Source organism: Xenorhabdus szentirmaii DSM 16338 (assembly GCF_002632585.1).
GTDB lineage: Bacteria > Pseudomonadota > Gammaproteobacteria > Enterobacterales > Enterobacteriaceae > Xenorhabdus > Xenorhabdus szentirmaii.
In genome coordinates, this window is record NZ_NIBV01000002.1 from 1824436 (window position 1) to 1848875 (window position 24440).

The window sequence follows — 24440 nt, forward strand, 5'->3', positions numbered from 1 at the left end:
ATTTTATTTCTGCAAACGTTGATTAATATCCTCTACATAATCAAATACACTATTTCCTTTCACTACATGCAATGCATATCCTAAATTTGTATCAATTTTTGTATAAAAATCTTGTTCTGTATGGTTTGTCATAATAAACCCACCACTGTTCAAATAATTTGATGATACTTCTATATCAGAAGACAAAAGTTTAATAGCACTTAATCTGGCCCCTTGGCTTTCACTCAATTCAGGTTTGGTTCCAAAATAAGTATAAAACTCCTCGGGATGTAACCAATATAGCTTCTGTATACCTATCGATAATGTATTTTTTTCAGATTTATGACAATCATCTATCGAAGAAAGAAATCTATACCAATATTCCCTATCGTTGGATGGTGTGTTTGTACAAAAATAAAAACCACAAATACCATAAATATTATTTACACCACATTTTACTTCTGCCCATGAACGCTTCCGCAAAAGATATTGTATAAATTGAAAATAACATCCTGGTGTATAATGTTCAGGAGTATTTAAAATAGCCCACGCAGCTTTATCCCATCCTGGCATATTTGGGATAACATACCTAATATCAGCAATATCTTGGTAGGATTTCTTCAATTGGTTTTCACAAATTTTAATATTTCCCGTTGCAGCTACTAAAGCATAAGGGTAACCAAACTTTGAAGCTCGTAATTCAGTAGCAGTACAAGACGATTCGAATTGATCCTGATTCGTAACTTCGATTAACTCCAGATAGGAACCAGTAAAATGAATGAAAACACTTTCTTTTCCACCATCATGCTGTATATGATCTAAACTCACCATAAAACCTGAGCGTTTGAGTAAAGAAACGGCTTGCTGTCTTTTGCCTGATGGAAGAATACTATAGCAGTGATCTATCAACGCAATTGTCACAAATTCCTCCTTTTTATCGGTTCTTAAAACCGATTAAGACGCTCCATGTCCTCATTAGATAAAGCAACATCAACTGTTGCCAGTACTGTTTTTAATTGTTCGACACTATTAATACCCACCACAGGAGCAATTACACCAGGTCTTTGTAATAACCATGCTAAAGAAACTTGTGTACATGTTATTTTATTTTTTTCTGCAATTTCATGAATCAACGTTAAAATATCCCAATTTCTTTCATTATCATAAAGTGTTCTAACATCTTTTTCTCTGAGAGATCCATTACCTATATTTACCCGATCATATTTACCCGTTAAGAAACCTTTCGCCAATGGAACATAAGGCAACATACCAATTCCTTCTTCCTGACATAATCCCATTATCTCATTTTCATATTCGTTTTTTTCCAAAAGATTATACTTTCCTTGTACTGTTACATATGCAGCATAGCCACGTTTATCACATAAGCCTAAAGATTTCATTATCCTCCATGCTGAAAAATTAGAACATCCTATATAACGTATTAATCCCCTTCTAACTAAATTATCCAAAGCATTAAGTGTTTCTTCCATTGGTACATCAAAATAATCATCATGTACCTGATAAAGATCGATATAATCAGTATTTAATCGATTAAGTGACTGTTCAACAGCTCTGATAATGTATTTTCTTGAAATACTTTCATTATTTGGTTTAATCCCCATTGGGGCTGAAAATTTTGTGGCTATGATTAGATCATCCCGTTTGGAATAAGACTTTAACCACCTACCGATGAAATATTCTGATAATTCTCCTCCATGACTCCCATCCGCTAAATAAATAGGATAACAATCAGCTGTATCAATAAAATTACCACCATTTTCAGTGAATACATTTAATATTTCACAGGCTCCGGCTTCATCCACCCATCGACCAAATTGCTGTGTACCAAGGCATATACGTGAAACATAGGCTCCACTATTTCCAAGTGTTTTATATTTCATATTAGTCCTCATAAATCTAAATCATAATCAAAGCGTGGTCTTTTGCCATCTTGAGGCGTGATACCTCCTCGTCCCCCCTCACCTTCAGGGTGAACAGCAAGTTCAGAACGAATAGACCGGAAATGATCACATGCAAGCCACACTCTATACATTAATCTCTTTTTCGCTGAATCTTCATCGTCTTCAAATGCAGTCCGTGAATGCAGGAAAAGATAATTATTGAAAAAAAGCATATCTCCTTTTTCCAGCGGAGTAATCCAACAGAAATGAGATGATGTCGCTAACTCATCAAGATAATCGACAGCCTCTTGTAAGAGAGGAGGTACTTTTTCATTACGGGCAAACGCTGCGGCAAACATATTAAATCTTAAATATCTAATACTGAGATCACCATTGCACTCGGAGAATACAGGTACATTATGTTCAGTGATTTCACTTGCTCCAGGAGGATGCTCATTCAAGCGATGATAAGGATAACCTGTATATAATGACGATAATAAATCAGGTTTTGTTCGTTTAATAGCTTCATGGAGTGCCAATGCACTAGCAAATTTACTATGACCACCATGTTTGGCTGGCCTGATACAAAGCATACAGACCACATCAGGTTGATCTGTATGCATAAATAACTCTTCTCTATTTCTATAACCCCTTGCATCCGGGTCGATATGCGTCATATCTTCTACCCGGCCAAGCCTATCCCCCATTACACTCTGAGAAACCGGTTCTCCCATTAAGCGACAAAACCGTAGAAAATATTCTCCTGATTCAGATTCATTCATTTCCGCAATAGGAACTCCCTTTAGTAAAACCATCCCACTACCATTCTTGAGGCGTTCATAAATATCTGTAGTTAATTTTTGTAATTCACTTTCGCTAGGATCGTTATCCACTTTTTCATCGAAATTATGTGTTATTTTATCAGATAATTCGGACATAATTTTTCTTGCACGAACTCCATTCACATGGATAACACATTGTGAATAGATTTCATTATTTGTTCTTGCACTAATTGACTTAAATATTTCATTTTTTTCACTTAGCATTATCATGCCCCCTAACAAGCAATATTAGCTAAATAAATAAGATATATTCCATTCAGTACTTAAAGAGACTTTTATTTTATTTAAATTTTTCCCTTATTCAAGGATCAATTCCACCACCATTGAACTCAGATATTTCTACTTTATAGCCATTAGGATCAAGAAAATAAATAGAACGAGAAGAATGATATTGAGTTATATCACCATCAGGTAATTTTACATTATGATATTTCAATTTATGTAAAACAGAATCAAAATCATCAACAATAAAGCCGACATGGGTAATTTCCAATCCGGCATTTTCAATTCCAGCTCGATCAGTGTATTCATGCAAACACAAGTATAACTTGCTTTCATTTCCTAAGATAACCCATCTGACCATTCTTCTTAATCCCGCTTCCTTCTTTTTAAATCCAAAAATCTCTTCATAAAAACGTATGCTTTCATCAAGATTAGCTACTTCCATTTGGATATGATCAAAGCGAGTTACATTAATAGGCGTTATTGAATTCATATTATCATCTCCTTATGTTTAGGTGTGAGAAAACCTTGTTCATCCCAACGATGAATAAAATCCAGAAAATATTCTTTAGAATCCAAATCATATTTAGATGATATTTTATAACCGGACAATCCTGCTGAAATATTTGTTTCATCCATTGTTAAAACGTCTTTAAAACGATTAATTGCTTCTCCATGATTACCAAGATATTCATGGCATACACCAATCATATACTCGTTAAAAGTCACTCTGGGAAGACCTATTTTTTTCGCATATTGATATTGTTCTAGTGCTTTAGCATATTGATTTTGCTTAAGATATATTTCAGCAAGTTCTTGGTAGTTAACCGACCAGTATGGATCAAGTGTCACAAGCTCCATAGCATATTCTTCAGCAACATCCCATTTTTGACTAACATACATCATTTCTTTAATGGAAGATTCTAATACCGTCTTTTTTGCTGTTTCTGCTAACACGGTTTCTAACGCATTCGCGGGTTCAAGAATATCCGCAAAATGTTGTGCTTTTAACATTAAAATGCGGGTTTCAGATGCATCGCTTATTGCAGCTGGTACCATGGCGTATGCTCGATAAAATGATGATAGTGCTAGTTTTGCTTTGAATGTTTTGCGTCCGATAATCCTTTCTGCAATAGATTGACCACAGGATTTAAACCATTCATAGGTTAATAAGTCTATTGTCGCTGTTTTCAAATACCAAACTATAGCTAGAGATGCAGCTTCAAGTATATTTTCTTCAGATATTTTATTCGTTTCAATAATTTTCTTTATTCTTTCAAATAAATCATTACAACTAATTTGTGGTTCTAAACGATTACGAATAATAAATAATGTAATTAAATAAGTTAATTTTTGTTCTGGTTGGAGCCTACCAGCATTTATCGTCTCTAATATACTCTTAGCTAAATGATATCTTGCTGTTGTTATCAATGCCCGTGCTAAATTTAATTTTTGTATATCCGGCAAATAATCTTTCATAGAGAGAAGCCATTGCAAAGCATTACCAGAACCCATACAAGGATAATTAAAATTGATAACATCCAGATATGATATATGAGCAACTTCAGAAACTTCTTTTAGAAGTGAAAATTCCATTGCTTGAGTAATTACATACCCATTCATATCAAAGTTATGATTTGTTAAAGCCAGACAAATAGCTCTAGACCAGATACTTTCTTTATTTTCGGTTCTATTATAATGCAGTGTTGCTTCTACTAAAGACTGAGATTCAGAATACATATTATTCTCCAAAATTTGTATTTTTGCAGTCTCGTAGAAACGGACGAATGCTTTGGCATTCGTCCGTTCTAATCATTTATTTGCAATAATTAATTATATACATTAGAAACAAAACATTGCTGGATTTATAGTTAAATCAATACTTATATAATTAATCATATTTAGTTCCTCTCTCAGTTTAGTGTATTTTTAAATATACCTATCACAATAACAATTAAATATATTTAAAATCGTTATTGATGATAATTTTAAGATTATGACTCTTAACATGTTTCATAAGAGTCAAACCAATCAAAACATATGGCTAAAATAATGTCAACTCTCCTCATCGAAATATGCATATAACAAAAATAAGCATCATAACCTATTTAAATCACCTAATAATTTAGAATTATTGAAAGTATGTTAAATTTATTTAATTTAATGCATAATTACTCATTTTTTATGATGGAACCAGAAGATTTAATAGAAAGTAAACTATGCATTAATAATTACACAATGATTTTAATAAAAATAATTTTTTAGAATAATAATGAATGGGAATGTTTAGCTGAAAAACATTCATCTAATGTGTGAATTATAAAAAAAGAAAGCAACAATCACCAAATAATTAAATATAAGAACACGATCAAATAAATTAAAAACATACGTTATAACTTCAATTAACTTATGAGTTAATAAAATAAGAAACTATTACATTTTACTTCTCCCATTACAAAAAATATGATGAGATTTAAACCACATTTCTTATCCATCCAAATATTAAATAATCAGTGTTTCCGCTTAAATAGGCCTTTATGACAGGAACTGAAAATTATTTGGCTAAAAACAATAAACTTGATTTCCCAAATAACAGCAACTTTTTTGTAAAGACAAAAATATCAGACAGGAGTCAAATGTGGATAAATTGCATTATCAGGATCTTCTGACAATCGGTCGGTGTATTCAATCACGGGAAATTTCGTCCAAAGAGGTGACGCAGCAGTTACTCAATCGCATCGAACAACTTGATCCTACATTGCATAGCTATTTCATTGTGATGAGAGAATCAGCATTATCAGACTCTCAGCGAGCTGATGAAGAGATTGCGCGCGGCGATTTCCGTGGGCCATTGCACGGAGTTCCTATTGCTGTAAAGGATCTACTTTGGACTAAAGGGGTGGTAACAATGCATGGTATGCCCCTGAATAGTCAATTTATTCCACCAGAGAATGCAACGATAGTTGAGCGCTTACTCACAGCAGGGGCTGTACTACTCGGAAAACTGACCCAAACTGAAGGCGCACTTTTAGATCACCATCCACAAATCACACCTCCAACAAACCCCTGGAATGATCAACTTTGGTCAGGAGCTTCCTCCAGTGGCTCAGGGGTGGCGACAGCGGCAGGCTTATGTTATGGCGCTATAGGAACAGATACCGGTGGATCTATCCGTTTTCCTTCTGCCATCAATGGCATCACGGGCATAAAACCAACCTGGGGACGAGTGAGTCGTTATGGCACGTTTGAATTGGCAGCCTCAATGGATCATTTTGGGCCGATGGCCAGAAGCGTGGCCGATGCAACAGCTATGCTGCAAGCCATTGCCGGACGTGACCCGAATGATCCCACTTCCAGTACCCTTTATGTTCCTGATTATCTCGCACTGATGACTCGTGGTGTGCGCAATATGCGTATCGGCGTTGATGTTGTCTGGTCGCTTGATCGTGTCGATGAACCCACCCGTTCAGCACTGACCCAGGTACTCAATCATTTCATTGAATTAGGTGCTGAAGTGGTAGATATCACCATGCCGGACACAGATCAGGCCGCCCATGACTGGGAACCGATATGCGCGATTGAAACCGCGGTCGCGCATGAAAAGACATTCCCGGCCCTGAGGGCGCAATATGGTGCGGGTTTGGCGGAGCTATTAGATCTAGGGCATCGTGTTAATGCCCTTGATTATCAGAAAGTAAGGTTGAACCGGACAAATCTCAGGGGAAACATCAATGGAATTTTCGAAACCGTAGATGTTATCTTTTCACCCGTGGTCCCTGTGGCAGATTTGACTCATGAAGCAATGACGATTTTGGGGCAAGGTTATGACATCTCTCGTTATACCTGTGTATTCAATTTAACCGGAAATCCTTCCATCACATTACCTTGTGGCAGAACAGAGTCAGGTACACCCATTGCTTTCCAGATCGTTGCACCACATTTTGATGAAATATCGATGATACAAGCAGGTTGGGCCTATCAGCAAGCCACACACTGGCACAAGCTACATCCACAGCGCTGAGTCATTTCAATACCCGCAGTCACCTGAGATGATTTTCAGGTGACGTTGCCTGAAGCGGTATATAAAACTATATCCAAAATCCAAAACAATGCTTATCCCTTGAGCACCCGCGTTTTATTATGATTTACCACACGTTGCTGACGGGCAGCATCAACCCGCTCTCTGACTTTCATTTTTCCACTGCCGGGAGGCAATGCCCTATCAATAGTCAGTTCCGCGCCAGCTTTGGCCAGATTCTCCTGTAACTGATGGTGTTGGTGACACCAGATAGCATCAACATCCCTATCCCGTGCAGTGTCTCTGTCTTCCGAAAACGCGACAGTTCTGACCTGAAAACGGGCGCTCTCTTCACCACCAGCCCCAAGCTCTAACCCATAATCCGGTGTTGATGGATGGGAAATGACTACCTGCCCGTCAGCCAACCATGCATTAACCGAATTTTCATTGACCTGATAACCCAACCCACGCAACCCTTCCAACACGACATGACGGCGTTCGGCCGAGATAATGCGCTGTTCAATCCGGGTTATTGCATCATTAACTTGCTCCAGACCTGTGCTTATCTCAATGAGCGAACCTTTCTGTACAATGCTGTCCGCTTCACGGGCGATGGTGACTGCTTCTTCATCCTCCAGACTTTCTAATTCCGCGATCGCCACCGCCAATTGCGTCCGGAGATCTTGCAACTGCTGTTCCTGACGGATCTGTGTTGCCAATTCAAGAACCAGCGAATCCGCACTCAGTTGTTTTTGCACTTCATCTTTCAGCGATAAAACGGTTTGATATTGCGATTGGTAGGGTGAAAGATCACGTTGGTTATCAAGGATGCCAAGTTTGATGATCATCGTGTCTATTTGTTCATACATTGGCCCGGAATGAACGCCTGTTTTCGGGGCCGGTGCTATGGGTGCCTGCCATGCCTGTGGTGAATCAGCGTGTTGCTCTGCCAACAACGAAGAGAGTAATGCCGATTGTTCTTCTGTCAGGTGGGATTGCTCTTTATCGGCTTGCTCTGACAGTTGATGGAATAAAATGCTTTGCAGGTCAGTGTCATGATTCAATGAGTGGCGGGTCGGCAACTTGTCTTGGAGAAGCTCAGTCAAAATTGCCAGGTTTTTGCTTCGATGATAGCGTTTTCGTGCTTCTTCGGCCTGTTCTTCCAGCAATGCTGCCTGTAGCAAGGGTATCTCTTCCTGAATATTTTGTGTAAATCTTTCAATACGGCGTTTCAGGGTATCAATTTCATTGGGCAACATAGAAATGTCTTCCTGCTCCAGACGAAGCCTAAATTCCTGAAATTGCTGTAAGAATGATTGATTTTGCTGTGAGAACAACTGATTTCTGGCTTCATCCACTTCAGTAAGTTTTTGGCTGAGCTGCTGCCAGCGCTGATAAAATTTTTCTAATCTGGCATGTGCACGCCGGCATGCAATCAAATGTTGCTTTCTGATTTTGATCTTATGTGCAGATGAACTCATAACATTTCCTATCGATTATGCATTGAGAAGGCTTGTGTAATTGCCGCCGCTAACTTTTGCCGGGCGATGTCTGGCTGGTGAAACCATTCTGTGACAGAAATTCGGTAACGGGCCGGAACGACTTGCTTCAACACCGATGCACGCCATATTTCTCTGGCCCTTGCCTGTTTCAACAACGAATGATGTGGCATATCGCATTCAATCCCGATGATATACCGCCCGCTGTGTTTATCTTCAATCATGCAATCAAAATAGAACACGCCGGCCTGCTGCACTTCCGCTATCTGCCAGCCCTGTTGCTGCAAAAAATCCACCACAGATTGCACAAAACCGTCATTGGATTGGGGGCGATCACGCAACCCTGTATCTGTTCGACACATCTTGTTCAGCAGGACCTGATTGTGTTCGTTTTGTCCCGTTGTCAGGTTATGGGCAAACATCAGATACCCTTGTAAGAAATCACGGGGAATTTCAGGTTTTCGACGGGTTGAAAATAAGTCAGATATTTCATCCAGTGGCATGGATGAGAAGATAATCACCTGTCTTCTGGCCCGGGTAATGGCGACATTGAGCCGCCGCTCTCCGCCAGCCTGCCCCAACACACCAAAATTGCGCCGGAAAGTTCCCTGTTTATTGCGTCCGAACGTTGTGGAAAATAAAATGACATCCCGCTCATCACCCTGCACATTTTCAACATTTTTCACAAATAACGACATATCCTCACCCTGCATCTGTCGTTGTGTTTCCTGCATATAGGCCCGATGGAAACCGGCATCTGTTTCAGTACGGGCAATCAGAAGATGATGGATTAGCTGGGCTTGTTTCTGATTAAAGGTCACGATGCCAACGGATGGCCGATGCTCAAACGGCGCCAGCCAGATTTCAGCCAGACACAAGACTATGGCCCTCGCCTCGTCAGGGTTGGTTTGATTGCTGTATGTTCCGTTGACCTTCTCCAGTGACAAGGGTTTTACCTGACTGCGTATTTTTTCTGAGTGCTGGGCGGGAATATTCAGGCGCCTTTCATAAAAGGCGTGGTTTGAAAAATTAATCAGATCGCGGTAAACGGAACGATAATGAATATCGAGTGTGTAAACCGGTAATACTGCCCGTGCCAAATGCAATAAATCCGGACACTCCCCGATTCGGCGATAATTCCACTCATTGTGCTTTTTTTCCTGTTGCTGCCCAAATGCGTCGTTTCCTTCGCCATCATCCGAAAAGTCGCTGAATGAACCGGAAAAAAAGCGGGAAGGCGGCATTTGTTTATCATCACCACTCACAATCATTTGCTTACCACGATACAGTGTTGGCAATGCGTATTCGATTGGCATCTGAGAGGCCTCGTCATAAAGGACGGTATCAAAGAAACCGGCCCTGAGCGGTAAAACCTGACTGGCGACATCGGGTGTCATCAGCCAGACCGGACGTAAGTGCATCAGGCCCAAAGTTTCTCCCTCCTCAATAAATTCCCGCAGTCTTCTGACTCTTTTTCCGGTTAAACGGGTAATTTCTTCCCATTCCCTCTTCAAACCGATTTGTTGATGATCTAATTCTTGATTGAGCACTTCACGGTTAAACATCTGCAAGTCTGTCAATGCACTTTCCAGTTGTTGGACATGCTGATCCAGTGCATCAGGTTCGATGGATAACACGGGGAACTGATGTTCAAACGATGCCTTCAGTGACAAATAATAATAATATTGCAATGTTTTCCCGAAGGTTTGACGCAATGCCGTATCATCCAGCTGAGAGAGTTCGTCTGTATAAGCACGGAATAATCTCAGGATTTCCCAATGCGTCTCACCAAAATGTTCAGAAAGTGCCCGAAACTGCAAATAAGGTTTTAATGTCGGGAGGGCTGCCGCTATCACGGCCAGATCATCGCTGAGAGGCATCTGGTGTTTAATCGCCCGGGCAAACCGGTGCTGTGTCTGGCTGGACAAATACGGAGTCAGCATACTGAGTGCAGTACAACTCTTTTCTTGTACCTGAGTACGTGTGATTGCGGCTTCGATTTCAAGACATTGTTGCTCAAAACCAGCATGTTGACCTTCACATATCGCACTGAATAAATGGGATGGCTGCGGATAATCGATAACATATTGTGCCAGATCCGCAATCCGGCGAAGGTTGTCTGTTGCATTCTCCAGCTCCTGAAGCAATAAAAAAGCATCCGGCTCGGCAAACTCACCGAGTTCAAGTTGTTGATACAGCTGATTCAGTTCATTTCGGATAAGGCGGCATGTCTGTTCGGCACTTATTGAATGCGAAAATGTGGTGTGTTGTCCCGGATTATTGTTGATGCCGTGCACCGCAAAAAAAGTGTTTAGTTTGCGTTGACGGGCATAATAGAACGGATTCAGAAACAACCAAAATGACTTCTGCTGTCTCTCTTTCAATGCCTGAGATAATTCCGCCAATATTGAACTTTCACAACCCGCCAGAAGATGGAATAAACGAGGGTCACACAACGAGATATCCACCTGCTGTAAACGCATAATCAGTGCTTCCAGCTGGTTAATAATCTGCTGACCACGTAACCGCGGCCCTTTTTCATTGCAAAACAGCGGCAACCAGCAGGCGAATTGTTGCCATGCCCGCGAAGATAGTGAGGTAAATGCTGTTTTACAGGCCGCTAAGGCAACCTGATGGTGAGACAGTGTTTCAATGGTGATTTGTGTATGAGGCTGGGCCAGTACTTGCTCCCGAACCGCTTCCGTCTGCCTGAATCCGGCAAAATATTGGTTAAACCGATGGCAACTGTCGCTATCCGCAGAGAAAGAATGCAATTGTGCAAGCGGACTTCCTTCATAGCCGGCCAACAACCATACGGGAGCTGCCTGCACAATATCATCAATGATGGCTGTGGCTTCTGTTGCATTGGATAAAGTAAATAACGGCTGCAATTGAGGTAAATCAAGACAAAACTCCGCGTTATCTCGTTGCAATGCAATCAAGGATGCCATCAGCTCACGATAGGAGCACCCTGCTGCTTCATGATGCTGATGCAAGCCGTTGTAATAATTATCCAACTGCGTTTCATATTTGCCTATCCGTTGGGCTGCAATATCACGCTGACGCACCCAATTTTTCGCCTTGATATTATTTGTCGCTTTAGCGCTATTTTGCGTTTGAGTATCATGTTTCTTCTGGAGAAACACACTTTCAATCTGCGAACGTACAGACTGGACAATATCACGCCCCTTCTGCGACTGATGTACAAACACAATGCGGTTCATCAGGCCACTGGCAATCAGTCGTTTATACACAACCTCCAGAGCGGCGGGTTTCTGACAAATCACCAATGCGGTTTTCTGCCGTCCAATGGTATCTGCAATCAGATTAACAATAGTCTGGCTTTTTCCTGTCCCCGGCGGACCTTCAATCAACAACCCCTGATTTTGCCGTGCCGCTGCCACTACTGTTTCTTGCGAAGGATCACTCTCGCTGACAAAATAACGTTCTTCTGCTTTTAGCGGCAGCAGTCCGGACACATTGGGCTCCGCCAATCCCAATGCTTTTTCCAGTGCCGTGTTTTCAACCGGTAATCCAGCGATTTGCTGTAAATCTTTTCCAATCGCCTGCCCGATAAATGACGTATGAAAAAGTACGGCGCTGCAACACAATGAGGCATTGTTTTCTTCGATTTCAGCATCTGAGGGCAATGCAGATAACTGTCTGGCTGTCACTGGCATCACAGTTGAAAGCTTCTCCATCACACTATCCACCGTCACTCCCGCATGTGCGAGCAACTGGTCCAAAATCGCCTGCCATTCTTTTACAGAAGGAATGTTTACCGAAGAAATGCCATTGAGGCTCGCCAATGCCGGATTGAGCCTTACGGCCCCGCGCTTGCCATCAAATTGCAATCGGGCGACACCCCGCACTCCGGCATTCATCAGCAGATTAACCGGCCAGAGAAACAACGGGGCGATCCGGGGTTTCATCTGTGAAGGTTGAGTATGAATGAGCAGGAACGGAAATCCCAGATACATCCCATTTATGCCGGTATCCCGCTGATATAATTCAGTCTGAGACAGCAATACCCGTAACCGGTCGTTAACTTCAGGCTTCTGCAATAAAGTCTGGCTATCAATGGCAATCGCATTTTTCGGTCGGTTAATGACATGTTGTAGCAGATCCTGCGCATTTTTCTGAACCGCATTCAATTCAGTCAGGTCAATCCGCCCTGCCGATGAAGTCAGGCGCATGCGAACTAAAGAGCCTCGTTGCGTATTTGCGGTGATTTTCCGGGTAAAAAACTGCATGACTTGCTGGACATAACGCTGTTTTTCCGGCACCACCCATTGATCTGCCGCAATGGACAGCATGACAACCACCTGTTCAAGCGGCAGGCGCTGTGTCAGTAAAAATTGTTCCGCCCATTCATCAATGTCGGCGATCCCACACCGACAAAAACCACCAATTTTCTCTTTTAGCTGCTGGTATAACGCCAAACGCGGCAATTGTAATAACGCCTCAGCCGTCGCCCATTCAAAAGTATTGATACGATAATGTCTTGCCAGTTTAGCGGCCTCATCCAATAATGTCTGACGCGCAATAAACTGATCGATATCCGCACTCAGCAGCAGAATAAGCTCTTCATTCTGTGGATCTTGCCTATCAATCAGTGCACGCAATCCGCCATGATACGTATCAGGGAACAATTGATGATGTGCTTGCCGGCGGGCAATCAGCTGACTGCGGGAAGTCATCAGCAAATAGATTTTCAGGGTGTTTTCATTCAGTGCAATTTCCAGAGATTCAGCCCGGTTGCGAATTTGCTGCTGACGATAATAGAGTTGCACCAGCCAGTGTTCAGGGTCGATTTGCCGCAATAGTTCCGTTACCGGATCATTAATCAATTGATAACCGATATCTGCATGTTCCAATAACCAGGAAGGCGTGATGATCTCACCACGGTAAATAAATGGCATATCCGGATTGAGCACCTTCAAAGCCAGCATCAGGCGCAGGTTGCCATCCATTTCCGGAATCTCAGTAAAAAGACGCAGCGACGGGTGGATTGATTCATAATGGCTCATTCCGGCGAGCCATGAGAGCAGTTCTCCCCGCATTAACAAGGACAACGCTTCATCCCATTGGGCGAATTCAGCGGCCTTCAATGCAAATTGTATGGGTTGGCTATATTCCACTCCCGCAAGCATAAGTTGTTGGCCATGTTTTGGCTGTTGAAGATCCCTGTCTTCCGGCACTGCCGCCACCGGGCGACCATCCAGCCAAGCGGAGACTTCCGGCCACTGCCAGCGTCGTTTGCGGTCGCGGGTTAATAACCCACGCAGCAAAATGCGGATATTTTCATCCAAGTCATCGGGAATGATGACGCCATAAGTCATGATCTGGATCAGAAACGCATTTGTGTGCACCTGTTCAAAACAACGCCCCTGAGTGAGCTGTTCGAGCAAAATAATGCCCAGACTCCACCAATCAGAAGCGGCGGACACCCCTCCCGCTAAAATTTCCGGCGCACTGTAGCGACTGATATCCAGTGAAGAAACCGCCTCAAGATCAAACTCTGACAAGCAGGCAGAACCCAATTCAATAATGACAATATCCAGTGGTGAACGCTGACGGATCATCAGGTGAGCAGGCCTCAGATCGCGATGGCGCAAACCATGTTCTGCAAAAACAGCCAACGCCTGACCAATTTCCCGAATGAGCTGGGGGATTTCTTGCTGTTGCCAGTCATCCCCTCTGGCAATAAAGGCCTCTAATGAACCACCGGAAATCGGTTCTGTCACATGCCAGGATCTGGCAAGATGGCGACCTGTTTCCAATAATTCCGGTACGTGATTTTTGGGTAAAAGGTGAAATACCTCATAGACAGACTGATCAGGTTCTTCACCTAATTGATAAAGCGTTAAAACACCTTGTTGCCCTGTTTCCTTATGAGTCGCATGGTAGCGCTCACGCGGACTGTCACTGCCATTTATCCGTTCACCCAACAGCCAGTTTCCGACCATTATCGCTTCTGGCGGTGGCACTGTTGCATCCTGAACATAATCCGTTGAATTTTCGATGGAAAATTCGGCAGCATCGGCACCACATTGCAGGCAGATAAGGTCGTCCTCTTCCATTTGATGCCCGTTCATACAAACATAAATATGCGCCTGAACCTGTGCCTCTGTAGCTTCTACTGCCGGCGATCCTGCCATTTCCGCCGGTGTGCCAATGGGTGTACTGGCTGGTAGCTGAGGACGCCAGCCTGATTGGCGAATAAGCTCTGACGATAAATCCCATCCGCATGGTCGGGTGTTAATATGACCTTCACAAAAAATTTCAGTCAGTGGACGCTCTGTTTGACAGTGGGGGCAAAAACGCATCATAGCTATTACATACCTGTATTTGTTGCCATTCTATTTTTTAATTTGTGTTACCTGATGATCTTTTTGCACAAGCAAAGCTCTGAACCGTTCCATGTCCCCCTTTTCCGGAATACCGGCAATAAATACCCTGCCTTGCTCATCCAACGCGAGATCCAAAACTTTGTCTGTTTTGTTCAGTGGCTGATGGTAAGCGTGGTAACGCTGTTTTCCCAATGAGGTCAAAAGATGCAGCTCCTGATTATCACTGCCCCGCAACCGCAGCGTTTGCGTTGCATCCTGTTGATATGGGCCAGACACCAATGCATCAATCAAACCATCCATCATCCCTGACCCCGCTTTTCCTGACATCGCTTTTAATATGCTGTATTCATATCCGCTGAAAACCAGAATGTCGCCCGAAAAATGCTCCCGCAATGTTTTTAGCAAAGCATAAAGGGCATCCGGCTGATCAAAAGGTTCTCCCCCAGAAATGGTGATCCCGTCTGCCTGTATCAGCCATGGCATGAGCTGTGCCATCAAGGCACTGACAGTCATGCGTTGCTGCGTCGGTCGCCATGTATCCGGTGACATGCAGCCTTTACAGCGAATGCGGCATCCTTGCGTCCAAATTCCAATACGCTTTCCCGGTCCCAGAGAAGTCACGGGAAAATGCAAACGCGACAAACTGATTTCCATCAAAATAGCCCCGTGGTGGTGGGCGTCAGCTGAACGGTTGTCATTTCATCTGTTTTGCCTAATGAGATGTGAGTGATACAAAAATCTTCGTTCGGCTGTACATTTTGATCAAAAATAGCCCGTGACAACGGGTTAATCAGGTGGATCTCAAGCTGATTACGTATGCCCCGCCCTCCATTGGATAAATCCGCCAAGCAATGGGATTTGAGGGTTTCCATCACGTGCTCTGCGATGGCGATGGTTAGCGACTGTTTTTCCAGCCCACGCAGAATGTCATCCATCATTTGGGTGAAAATCTGCTCCGCAACATCCGGCCGGATAAAATCAAATACAATGATATTTTCACCGATACGGTTGAGCAATTCCGGCCGGTTCAGCACCAGTTTGAAATGACGTTCAATTTCCCTTTTCACATTCAGCTGAACTGTTTCAAATGGTTCATCCGGTGTCACGTTTGCGATCCGCTCTCCCTCATGATCCAGCCGGTAAATGCCTAGGTTCGAAGTAAAAATAATCAGTGATTCTGAAAAATAGACACGATCTCCGCGACCGGATGTCAGAACGCCATCATCAATAATTTGCAAAAACTTATCCATCAGCTGCGGGTGAGCTTTTTCAATCTCATCAAACAACACAACACTGAATGGTTTTTCGCGGATAGCATTCGTCAGTTCGCCACCGGTGTCATAACCCACATAACCCGGAGGCGCACCGATAAGGCGTTGATCAGCATGTTCGGCACTAAATTCCGACATATCAAAGCGGATATATGCACTTTCATCACCAAACAATAATTGAGTCACGGTTTTTGCCAGTTCTGTTTTACCGACACCAGTAGGGCCAGCAAGAAACAAAACGCCGCGTGGACGCCCGCCTTTATTGCCCCCTACGCCGGTTATAGCCCGCTTAATAATATCCAGTAAGTGAGTTGCAGCATGATTCTGCCCTTTCACACGCCGTTGTATGATGTCATAAGCATTCCGGATTTTATTCCTATCAATCTTTTGCCACGGATCTTCTGTGATACCGACTTTATAACGCCTGACGGCATCACTGATACGCGTGATTGGAACATGTTCAAGGCGGGCGAGTTGTGCGATGGCAGTTAAATCGAGCAATAACAGCCCGTTGGTTTCATCAATGAAATCATTTAATGAAGCGTTTTGTTCATCATCCGTCAACTGGCTAAAATCCGGCAATGAGCGCAATAAAGTTGGCGCCAGAGCCCGACGCATTTGTCCGTCAGGTTTAGCAATGGGAATGTGCCGGAGCCGGGGATTATTAATCAAAAACCAGTCCGGTAAATCCGTCTCTTTTTCAACTATCCAGAAAATAGCATTAAAAAACGGCTGGTGTTGTGCCCCGGCCGGCCTGGCTTTGGCCTGATGAGAAAGAATTAAGGCACGCGTAAATAGGTGGTGCTCAATGGAAGAGAGATGTTCACGCTGGGAAATCAGACAAGAAGCAAAATCTACGCAGAGCGCTATCGGATCACCCGGGTATTCTGTCCATTTATCTAATATGTTATTTAACAGATCAATGCCACCGGGAATAAGGTTGGCATTCATCGATAAACCCATCTGTTGTAATAACACCTGCCCTTGTAATTCTGTTTTAGATGGATGATTGATTAAGGTAAATCCGGACAGTGGATTGAATGTCATGATATGTGCATAACCCATATCAAATAACGTATTTTGCAGAGCCTGATTTAGTGCCAGAGGTGTAATAATCTCCGGCGAGATTTTATATGCCTGCAAGTCCCTGACATTACCGGATAAAACAAACTGACTTTTCAGAGGTAAAAAACGTTGTAGATCCCGTAACCAACGTGCTTTCTGGAATGTATTCTCCATGAAGCCCCTTTTTCTTTCTTTTCATCTTAAAAATAATAAGTCAGTTTACTGCATTCAGAAAAAAACACAGTGGAGAAAACGCCAATTTCGTGATTCACTCGAAGAATAATTTATTAAAGTTGTTTTTCTGATAAGTTCCTCCAGTATCAGGCTCTGCAATCAATATCATCAAGGCCCTGATGATGCCCCCTAAAACCTAGAATACTGGCTACATATCCTATATAACCTGATTAAAACGGACTTCTTTCCAAATTATAGAAGTTATGAATCTTATAGAAGTTATGAATCGCTGATTCAGCCAGGCTTGAGGCTGTATCTACTATTTTCATTGACCGGGTTGCCCCGCTTTTTATGAGTGGGCTAATATCAGTGCAAGCGATCAACAATACATGTACCCTCAAAGCGTCCACATATGACAATACAGCATCCCACGCGGCTATTACGTCTTTATCCTCAAATCCTTTTTCTTTAATGAGTGCAAGAAGCGTTGTTGTGCGGCTGCGCAATTCTGTGGATAAAATAAGTTCTTTTCCCGCAGCATGAATACGCTCCTGATAAAACCCTGCGTCAATGGTCGGTTCTGTACCAATGATTGCAATTTTTGTATCATCAGACGTTATTTTTTGCAGAGCACAATCAGCGATATGCAAGATAGGAATACCCGCACTGGCATTTTTCATATCTGAATAATATATATGGGCCAAGTTACAAGGAACAGCTATCAAATCGACCTTAACATTCACCAAATCAGCAATACCACTCTGTAATGCTTGTATCATTTGGATGTCATCAATGGTTATTCCCGGATAAAACGGCGTTGGTAAAGAGATGATATGCATTTTGGGAAAATCCATATCATGTTTTGCCCCATACAAATATTGAGATGCGTTAACGAGCATATCAATAAAGGGAGCCGTTGACCTTGGCCCCATACCGGCAAGCACACCTATCGAATAAGTCATTACACTACCTCTTTTTTTAAATAAATAATAGAAATTGCAATAAACTAATACATGAGATAAAAATAATAGCCAAAGCTTTATTCAGCAATAAATAAGCTTATTCCATTTAAATGATAAAATCTGATAAAATACATTGATTAATAGACAAGCCTATAAAAAATAGGCTTGTCTTGTCCATTTAATTTACTCTGCATCAATATTCAGCAGAATAAATGTTGCCTAACCTATCCACTCAATGACTATATCATTTTATTATTATAATTACAGTATCATCAGAGGGAGGCTCTTTTGCCACTGCAACTCCCCCGATAAGCAGTGCGGCTAATGCCCCACCCAGCAACAATTTCTTTATCATAGTGATTTTCCTTTAATAATCTTAAGGTAAACATATTAAATGAGTATTTTTTAATGCTGCCTGATCATTATCAATGCAATTTCAATATAAAACACCTTAAAATGACATGACAATTTTAAAATATAAAAACCAGATATATTTTTAATTGCAGAATCAAAACCATTATTCCTCATTTACTGTGATTAAAAAACATTAAATTATTTATTTTCAATCAATTAAATATATAAGTTTATAAAACGCAATTCATGTAATTATCAATTATTAATTCAACGCAACAGTATTAATAACACATAAATCAGGAAAATGTTTCATCGTAACAATCTTTAATTAGATTATGCAAAGCGAATAAAAGTCAACGACACATTGATGAGTTTTGCCTTTGGGAAAAAGAAGTGATTTTATTGTGATAAAATACAACCAAATGAAAGAAAAATTAATGACATTAATGTATGATAAGCATCAGCACTAAGAGTCGGAATTTTCAAATATGATTGGATATAAAATATGGAAAATTTTAAAAAAGCAAAGACATTAAAAGTGAGTGAATCTTATCTATTTGATTTTTGGGCATTATTAAACAATGAAATTAACAGTAACCACGCTTTATTTAAACTAGACTTAAATGATATTACGAACATAGAAATATTAGTAAAACAAGGGTTTCTTCCTGCCTATAACAAACACAGTATATCATGGAAAAATAGGCTTAAAGAAAGTTACAAATATAAAATAAAATATGGCAAGGAAAATAATTTGGCTTATTATTACCGCTGTGGGCTTCCTCAAATGAAATTGCCCAGTGTTATGTCTGTCAAGGAGTTTTATATTTTAGTATGGAAATGCATGTTTGGTGAAGAAAGCTATGAAGCCAATGATATTGATGATTATGATGTGATAGATCAATACAATACATATGATTGGTATCGTAACCAATAGCGATGGTGATATTATTCCCCAAAGGGAAAATACACCTGTTAGGCTTTATTTTGAAATCCATTTATTTTGAAATCCATTGAGTATCGCTCATTGTAGTAGACGTGTTTATCGAGATTTAACGCAGGTGAATATCAGCTGAATGGGCGGCAGATAAACTCAATCAGCATCGCCGTCATCATCTAGAAGTTCATATAACATAAAGCACACAGTTGCATCGAGACAATTGGATAATAATCCCCCTGTTTCATACCCCATTTTTTCAGCTATGCCGGAACACGCTTTGTGCAGCAACATTGCCAAAATGATTCATTAAGTCAGCCAGAATTCATTTGATTAGAAAAAATTTGACTTAAGTCAAATTTTTAAGCTTATTATTTAACGATTTTGTTTAAAATGTGTCAAATTTGCCTAATTGTAAATATTGGGGTTTATTCCTATTATTATTTTTAGCAAAATTCATCGTCTTTTAATGCGCTAAAAATATTATAGTTGTGTGTATTGCAAAGGAAAAAACAATTTTATGAAAATTAAAGCTCTTGTTGCAGTAGCAGTATCTGCTGTGATTCTGACAGGTTGTAACAACATTAATCAGGGGATGCTGGCTAACTCCGGAATGCAATTATTCCAAGCAGCGACACTGAGTGATTCTGATGTAAAACAGTTAACTGAACAGTCATGTCAGGAAATGGATGCGCGCAATAAAATTGCCCCTGCATCCAGCAAATATACCAAACGCCTGAATAAAATTTCCAAAGCATTAGGCAATGAAGTCGGCGGTACACCAGTTAACTATAAAGTTTATATGACGGACGATGTAAACGCATGGGCGATGGCTAATGGTTGCGTACGTGTATACAGCGGCCTGATGGACCTGATGAGTGACAATGAAGTTGAAGGCGTTCTGGGGCATGAGATGGGCCACGTTACACTGGGCCACAGCCGCAAAGCGATGCAGGTTGCTTATGCTGCCGTTGCTGCACGTAACGCAGTTGCATCAACAGGTGGTATAGCCGCACAATTAAATAATACTCAGCTTGCTGATCTGGGCCAAAAGTTGATCAACTCTCAGTTTTCACAACATCAGGAAAGTGAAGCTGACGATTTTTCGTATGACCTGTTGAAAAAACGCGGCGTTAAAACTGAAGGTTTGGTTACCGGCTTCGAGAAACTGGCTAAATTGGACAATAGTAAATCCAGTATGTTTGATTCACATCCAGCATCAAAGGAACGTGCTCAGCATATCCGTGATCGTATCACAGCAGACAAAAAATAATCTCTCCTGTGCAGATTGTAACGGTGCCACTGGCACCGTTTTTATAAACACACGGTTATCCATGCGCCCGGGGATCATGAGAGGCTCCTGCCTCTCGACCTTTGGCTGTTCAAATTCGTTCCCGACGAATTTGTCATTCCCTTGCCGTCGCGAAGCAACTTGAAATCCATTGAGTATATATACAATCAATTAAATTATATTTTCCAGTTCTTTTAGATTTTTAATTTTCCAGTCAGAAGTATCCCAATATGAATTATCATATTCAATATAACTCGGCATAACCACGCATTTCATAGAAGCGGCTTTAACTGAAATCATGCCGGTTTTAGAATCTTCTATTCCTAAGCATTCGTCAGGTAAAACATTCAATTTTTCAACAGCATTGAGATAAACCATTGGGTGTGGTTTATTATATGGCATATGCTCAGCCGAAGATATATAATCAAAATAATCAGCTATACCGCATTGCTCGACTATTTTTAACAAAAAGGATAATGGAGAAGCAGAAGCAATCCCGATTTTAATCTCTTTTCTTACTAAGAAATCTAAACATTCAATTACCCCATCCATTAAAGGCTTTTCTTCAAGAATTAATTCAACCCCTTTAATGAAGAGATCTTTTTCAATTTTAGATACATCTAAATCATTTTTATTATAGAGCTGACAGGCTTTATCTATCATGCCCGATACAGGTATACCTATCATACTCATCATTTCATTATAAGTGATTGGCACACCATAATGATTTAAAACTAGCATACCTGACTTTTTCCATAATGGTTCAGAATCTATCAACACACCATCCATATCGAAAATAACAGCTTTCATATTTGCCTTCATTGGTTATGCAGAGTTACGCTTATCATTCCATCCAGAACATTTATTCAGAGCCGTATAATTATACGATGAACCTAATAGCGATTAAGAAATTTAATTTATTATTTGAACCCAATCACGGAAATTCATTATGGTGATATGAATCACAATACCAAAAAGCACAGCCTGATTTTAGCTATAAAAGTAATACCTGTATTTTTAGTTCTGGGAAAAGTATTTCCCCAGAAAAACAGAAACAATATAAACCATTATGATCATGCAGGTATCTTTAGCGAAATAAATTCCTGAAATTGGAAAAAATGCCGAGTTTAATTTCATTAACACAGGGAAGTTTCTCTTTCCAAGATGTCATTCACAAATATGAATTCTGTTTCTTGTACTCGTGAGTCTTATCACCTCTCTTAAAAAAAGTTTGTTATTGCTTGAATTTTATTTCTGACAGAGTAGTTTAAAAAAACCATACAAACTGTAATGTTTTTATCTTTTTCATTAATATCATGAGGGTGCTTTATGGACGTCAGTAACCTACTTATGGATTTCAGAATCACCTCACATTGCAATCTGGATTGTGACCTCTGTTTCCGAAACCCTGGCATCGAAGATTCTCCTCTCTCCAGTTCGTTTGCTGTCATTGAGCGAATGTATAAAATGGGCTTCCGGCGTATAGGTTTTACAGGCGGTGAACCCACTTCAAGGACGGACTTTATTGAACTGATTGAATATGCAAAACAGATGGGGTTTATGACTTACCTCTCAACGGTTGGGCATCGTTTTATGATGGATCATGAGAGATTGAATCCAGTTCTGGATTGGGTGGGAATGCCGATTGACGGTATTGACCAGCAAGTTAATACTGATATTCGCAGTAGCAAAATGAGCAATCAGCACAGGGTGATCAAAAACATACTGATGTGGCTTCCTGATGCACATAACAAGATTAATATCAAACTGACTACCGTTGTTTCTCAGTCAAATGTGGACACCTTAAATGACATTGTCAGCTGGGTTGAAAAACTTCCTTATAAAATTCAGGCATGGCGATTTGATCAGTTCTGCCCCTTGGGGGTCGGAAAAGAAAAAAGAGATAAACTGGAAATAGAAACCGATTTATTTATTCACAGAATGGAAGCACTGAAAGAACAATTTCCGGCCATGCCGATGCTGGGCTACCTTTGAAGAACGTGATAAAGCCAATGTTGTCATGGAGCCTAATTTTGATGTTATCATTCCTGATGGTGAAAACTATACTTTGTTGGGTAATATGCTGACAGACCCCCCTGATAAAATTCTGACGGCAATTTTCGGGAATAATGAAATTCTGCATAAATGTGAAAATAACCGGTTCTGGCTGGATCATCGGGAGTTTACAGCATGAGGTATAATTATCTTTATATGGACCCTTGGTCCGCAGACAAAAAAGAAGGAAATCAAGAAAGGAAACCGCTCTATATATGCCTGACCGGTAATTCGGGGGTGGGGAAAAGTACGTTGCTGAGACGGCTGCCCTCATCCTTATTTCAGCATGATCTACATACTATCGCCATTGACGAAAAAAGTGTTCACCATTCTCTCCTGCAATATCTTTTTGACGATACCAGCAACTACGGTTATCTCATACAGCTCAACTTTATGCTCCAGCGTTCCCTATTGGTTAAATCCTGGCTGGACAAAGGGTTTAATTTGGTGATGGAACGTTCTCATCTTGAAGATTACCTGTTTATTAATTTCATGCTGAAGGCAGGATATATCAATGAGTCACAACATACGGCATATATGAAATTATGGGAGGAAATAAATCATATTATTCCGGCTCCGGATATTATCGTTTTCCTTGATTATTCTGCTGAATATTCCCTGCTACATCTGCATGATGATGAAACCAGCGGAATTCGCCCCGAGGAATTTCCCGATGAAACAACAAAAGTTAAATGGATAAAAGGCTGGTATGATGAATATCAGTGTTTTCTGAATAAACTTCCCGAAAACCTTCGGGACAGGGTCATGATTTGTCAGCATCCTGATAATATTGACTCCTTTTCTGATACAGTGATTAACAAAATAAATATGCTACGGAGGTGATATGCGCCAAAGAGTCATTGTCTGTCCCATCATTCAAAATAATGGCGAATACTTGCTGTGTAAAATGGCTTCTGATCGCGGTGTATTTCCGGGGCAGTGGGCTTTGTCCGGAGGAGGAATGGAATCCGGTGAAACGATGGAAGAGGCATTGAGACGAGAAATCAGAGAAGAGCTGGGTGACGCGCTGGAAATAACAGAGGTGAAACCCTGGGCTTTTCGTGATGATATCCGAGTAAAAACGTATTCAGATGGCACTACTGAAGAAATTTATATGATTTACCTTATCTTTGATTGCATCAGTGCCAACCGGGACATTACGTTCAATGAGGAATTTCAGGAAATTGCCTGGGTATCACCTGAAGCCATGAAAGACATGGATTTGAATGAAGCAACACGAATTACCTTTACGAAAAAAGGGTTCCTCTGACACATTCCGCCAGATTATTCCTGTCATTCACGCCATGGCAGAGATAGTTTTATAAAAAATAGTCTTATGTCGGAAATAGATTTATGGAAAAGATAGTTCAACCGAGTCTCACTATCATTTTCAAAAGGTAATGACGCCATTTAAATTACAATCTCGAAAAACCGGCATAACCATTCAGGGGCAACATGGTCAATACGCCCCTGACTTTTTTCAGTCGTTTATGCTGTATTGGCTGAAAAATCCTTAA

18 protein-coding genes are annotated in these 24440 nt (G+C 41.0%); 7 read left to right on the forward strand and 11 right to left on the reverse strand.

Annotation, left to right across the window (positions count from 1 at the left end; all coding sequences use genetic code 11):
• Positions 1-3: 3 nt before the first annotated feature.
• From Xsze_RS17665 to Xsze_RS17685, 5 genes are all read right to left on the reverse strand, one after another.
• On the reverse strand, positions 4-900 hold the full coding sequence (locus Xsze_RS17665; RefSeq protein WP_038235799.1) for a hypothetical protein: 897 nt from the start codon (positions 898-900) through the stop codon (positions 4-6).
• Between the two features lie 23 nt (positions 901-923).
• Positions 924-1880, reverse strand: a complete 957-nt coding sequence (locus tag Xsze_RS17670) for an aldo/keto reductase (RefSeq protein ID WP_038235797.1) — start codon at positions 1878-1880, stop codon at positions 924-926.
• Positions 1881-1888: 8 nt separating this feature from the next.
• Entirely contained in the window at positions 1889-2926 is a 1038-nt protein-coding gene (locus Xsze_RS17675) for a TauD/TfdA family dioxygenase (protein WP_038235795.1), read from the reverse strand.
• 97 nt (positions 2927-3023) lie between these two features.
• Positions 3024-3437: a VOC family protein gene (locus Xsze_RS17680; protein WP_038235793.1), complete on the reverse strand. Its 414-nt coding sequence runs from the start codon at positions 3435-3437 to the stop codon at positions 3024-3026.
• The gene (locus tag Xsze_RS17685; protein WP_038235790.1) at positions 3434-4684 is read right to left on the reverse strand and encodes a tetratricopeptide repeat protein; all 1251 of its coding nucleotides are present in this window, start codon (positions 4682-4684) and stop codon (positions 3434-3436) included. Before Xsze_RS17685 ends, Xsze_RS17680 begins: the two co-directional genes overlap by 4 nt.
• An 898-nt stretch (positions 4685-5582) precedes the next feature.
• On the opposite strand from Xsze_RS17685, the gene Xsze_RS17690 reads away from it, so the two are divergent.
• Entirely contained in the window at positions 5583-6965 is a 1383-nt protein-coding gene (locus Xsze_RS17690; protein WP_038235789.1) for an amidase, read from the forward strand.
• A gap of 92 nt (positions 6966-7057) precedes the next feature.
• Here the strand turns inward: Xsze_RS17690 and Xsze_RS17695 are convergent, their stop codons facing one another.
• The 5 genes from Xsze_RS17695 to Xsze_RS17715 all read right to left on the reverse strand — a co-directional run bounded on the left by Xsze_RS17695 (position 7058) and on the right by Xsze_RS17715 (position 18286).
• Positions 7058-8443 (reverse strand): hypothetical protein, encoded by a 1386-nt coding sequence (locus tag Xsze_RS17695; RefSeq protein WP_038235787.1) that lies wholly within the window; start codon positions 8441-8443, stop codon positions 7058-7060.
• 8 nt (positions 8444-8451) lie between these two features.
• Positions 8452-14793 carry an AAA domain-containing protein gene (locus Xsze_RS17700; protein ID WP_038235785.1) on the reverse strand — a complete coding sequence of 2114 codons (6342 nt, stop codon included), beginning with the start codon at positions 14791-14793 and terminating at the stop codon, positions 8452-8454.
• 30 nt (positions 14794-14823) lie between these two features.
• The gene (locus tag Xsze_RS17705) at positions 14824-15468 is read right to left on the reverse strand and encodes a 4Fe-4S single cluster domain-containing protein (protein ID WP_038235782.1); all 645 of its coding nucleotides are present in this window, start codon (positions 15466-15468) and stop codon (positions 14824-14826) included.
• The gene (locus Xsze_RS17710) at positions 15468-17324 is read right to left on the reverse strand and encodes an AAA family ATPase (protein WP_038235781.1); all 1857 of its coding nucleotides are present in this window, start codon (positions 17322-17324) and stop codon (positions 15468-15470) included. The genes Xsze_RS17705 and Xsze_RS17710 overlap by 1 nt, the downstream gene beginning before the upstream one ends.
• Before the next feature lie 230 nt (positions 17325-17554).
• A complete protein-coding gene (locus Xsze_RS17715; protein WP_038235780.1) occupies positions 17555-18286 on the reverse strand; it encodes an aspartate/glutamate racemase family protein in 732 nt (243 codons plus the stop codon).
• 859 nt (positions 18287-19145) lie between these two features.
• Between Xsze_RS17715 and Xsze_RS17720 the strand changes: the two genes are divergently transcribed.
• On the forward strand, positions 19146-19577 hold the full coding sequence (locus Xsze_RS17720; RefSeq protein ID WP_038235779.1) for a hypothetical protein: 432 nt from the start codon (positions 19146-19148) through the stop codon (positions 19575-19577).
• A gap of 520 nt (positions 19578-20097) precedes the next feature.
• On the forward strand, positions 20098-20850 hold the full coding sequence (gene loiP / locus Xsze_RS17725) for a metalloprotease LoiP (protein WP_038235778.1): 753 nt from the start codon (positions 20098-20100) through the stop codon (positions 20848-20850).
• Between the two features lie 189 nt (positions 20851-21039).
• Here loiP and hxpB read toward each other — a convergent pair whose 3' ends face one another.
• Positions 21040-21678 (reverse strand): hexitol phosphatase HxpB, encoded by a 639-nt coding sequence (gene hxpB, locus Xsze_RS17730; RefSeq protein ID WP_038235777.1) that lies wholly within the window; start codon positions 21676-21678, stop codon positions 21040-21042.
• Positions 21679-22197: 519 nt separating this feature from the next.
• Between hxpB and Xsze_RS17735 the strand changes: the two genes are divergently transcribed.
• The 4 genes from Xsze_RS17735 to nudI are packed head-to-tail and all read left to right on the forward strand — an operon-like array spanning position 22198 to position 24193.
• Complete coding sequence (locus Xsze_RS17735) at positions 22198-22863, forward strand: radical SAM protein (protein WP_244431762.1); 666 nt, start codon at positions 22198-22200, stop codon at positions 22861-22863.
• A 25-nt stretch (positions 22864-22888) separates the two neighbouring features.
• The gene (locus Xsze_RS22865) at positions 22889-23062 is read left to right on the forward strand and encodes a hypothetical protein (protein ID WP_244431761.1); all 174 of its coding nucleotides are present in this window, start codon (positions 22889-22891) and stop codon (positions 23060-23062) included.
• Positions 23059-23766: a deoxynucleoside kinase gene (locus Xsze_RS17740; protein ID WP_038235776.1), complete on the forward strand. Its 708-nt coding sequence runs from the start codon at positions 23059-23061 to the stop codon at positions 23764-23766. Before Xsze_RS22865 ends, Xsze_RS17740 begins: the two co-directional genes overlap by 4 nt.
• A gap of 1 nt (position 23767) precedes the next feature.
• The gene (gene nudI / locus Xsze_RS17745) at positions 23768-24193 is read left to right on the forward strand and encodes a nucleoside triphosphatase NudI (RefSeq protein WP_038235775.1); all 426 of its coding nucleotides are present in this window, start codon (positions 23768-23770) and stop codon (positions 24191-24193) included.
• The last annotated feature ends 247 nt before the right edge of the window (positions 24194-24440 follow it).

What these genes read in the sequence shown, in the direction of transcription:
- Xsze_RS17670 (WP_038235797.1), bottom strand. Translation starts at nt 1,880, where the DNA reads ATGAAATATAAAACACTTGGAAATAGTGGAGCCTATGTTTCACGTATA.
- Xsze_RS17675 (WP_038235795.1), bottom strand. Translation starts at nt 2,926, where the DNA reads ATGCTAAGTGAAAAAAATGAAATATTTAAGTCAATTAGTGCAAGAACA.
- Xsze_RS17680 (WP_038235793.1), bottom strand. Translation starts at nt 3,437, where the DNA reads ATGAATTCAATAACGCCTATTAATGTAACTCGCTTTGATCATATCCAA.
- Xsze_RS17685 (WP_038235790.1), bottom strand. Translation starts at nt 4,684, where the DNA reads ATGTATTCTGAATCTCAGTCTTTAGTAGAAGCAACACTGCATTATAAT.
- Xsze_RS17695 (WP_038235787.1), bottom strand. Translation starts at nt 8,443, where the DNA reads ATGAGTTCATCTGCACATAAGATCAAAATCAGAAAGCAACATTTGATT.
- Xsze_RS17700 (WP_038235785.1), bottom strand. Translation starts at nt 14,793, where the DNA reads ATGATGCGTTTTTGCCCCCACTGTCAAACAGAGCGTCCACTGACTGAA.
- Xsze_RS17705 (WP_038235782.1), bottom strand. Translation starts at nt 15,468, where the DNA reads ATGGAAATCAGTTTGTCGCGTTTGCATTTTCCCGTGACTTCTCTGGGA.
- Xsze_RS17710 (WP_038235781.1), bottom strand. Translation starts at nt 17,324, where the DNA reads ATGGAGAATACATTCCAGAAAGCACGTTGGTTACGGGATCTACAACGT.
- Xsze_RS17715 (WP_038235780.1), bottom strand. Translation starts at nt 18,286, where the DNA reads ATGACTTATTCGATAGGTGTGCTTGCCGGTATGGGGCCAAGGTCAACG.
- Xsze_RS17720 (WP_038235779.1), top strand. Translation starts at nt 19,146, where the DNA reads ATGGAAAATTTTAAAAAAGCAAAGACATTAAAAGTGAGTGAATCTTAT.
- loiP (WP_038235778.1), top strand. Translation starts at nt 20,098, where the DNA reads ATGAAAATTAAAGCTCTTGTTGCAGTAGCAGTATCTGCTGTGATTCTG.
- hxpB (WP_038235777.1), bottom strand. Translation starts at nt 21,678, where the DNA reads ATGAAAGCTGTTATTTTCGATATGGATGGTGTGTTGATAGATTCTGAA.
- Xsze_RS17735 (WP_244431762.1), top strand. Translation starts at nt 22,198, where the DNA reads ATGGACGTCAGTAACCTACTTATGGATTTCAGAATCACCTCACATTGC.
- Xsze_RS22865 (WP_244431761.1), top strand. Translation starts at nt 22,889, where the DNA reads ATGGAGCCTAATTTTGATGTTATCATTCCTGATGGTGAAAACTATACT.
- Xsze_RS17740 (WP_038235776.1), top strand. Translation starts at nt 23,059, where the DNA reads ATGAGGTATAATTATCTTTATATGGACCCTTGGTCCGCAGACAAAAAA.
- nudI (WP_038235775.1), top strand. Translation starts at nt 23,768, where the DNA reads ATGCGCCAAAGAGTCATTGTCTGTCCCATCATTCAAAATAATGGCGAA.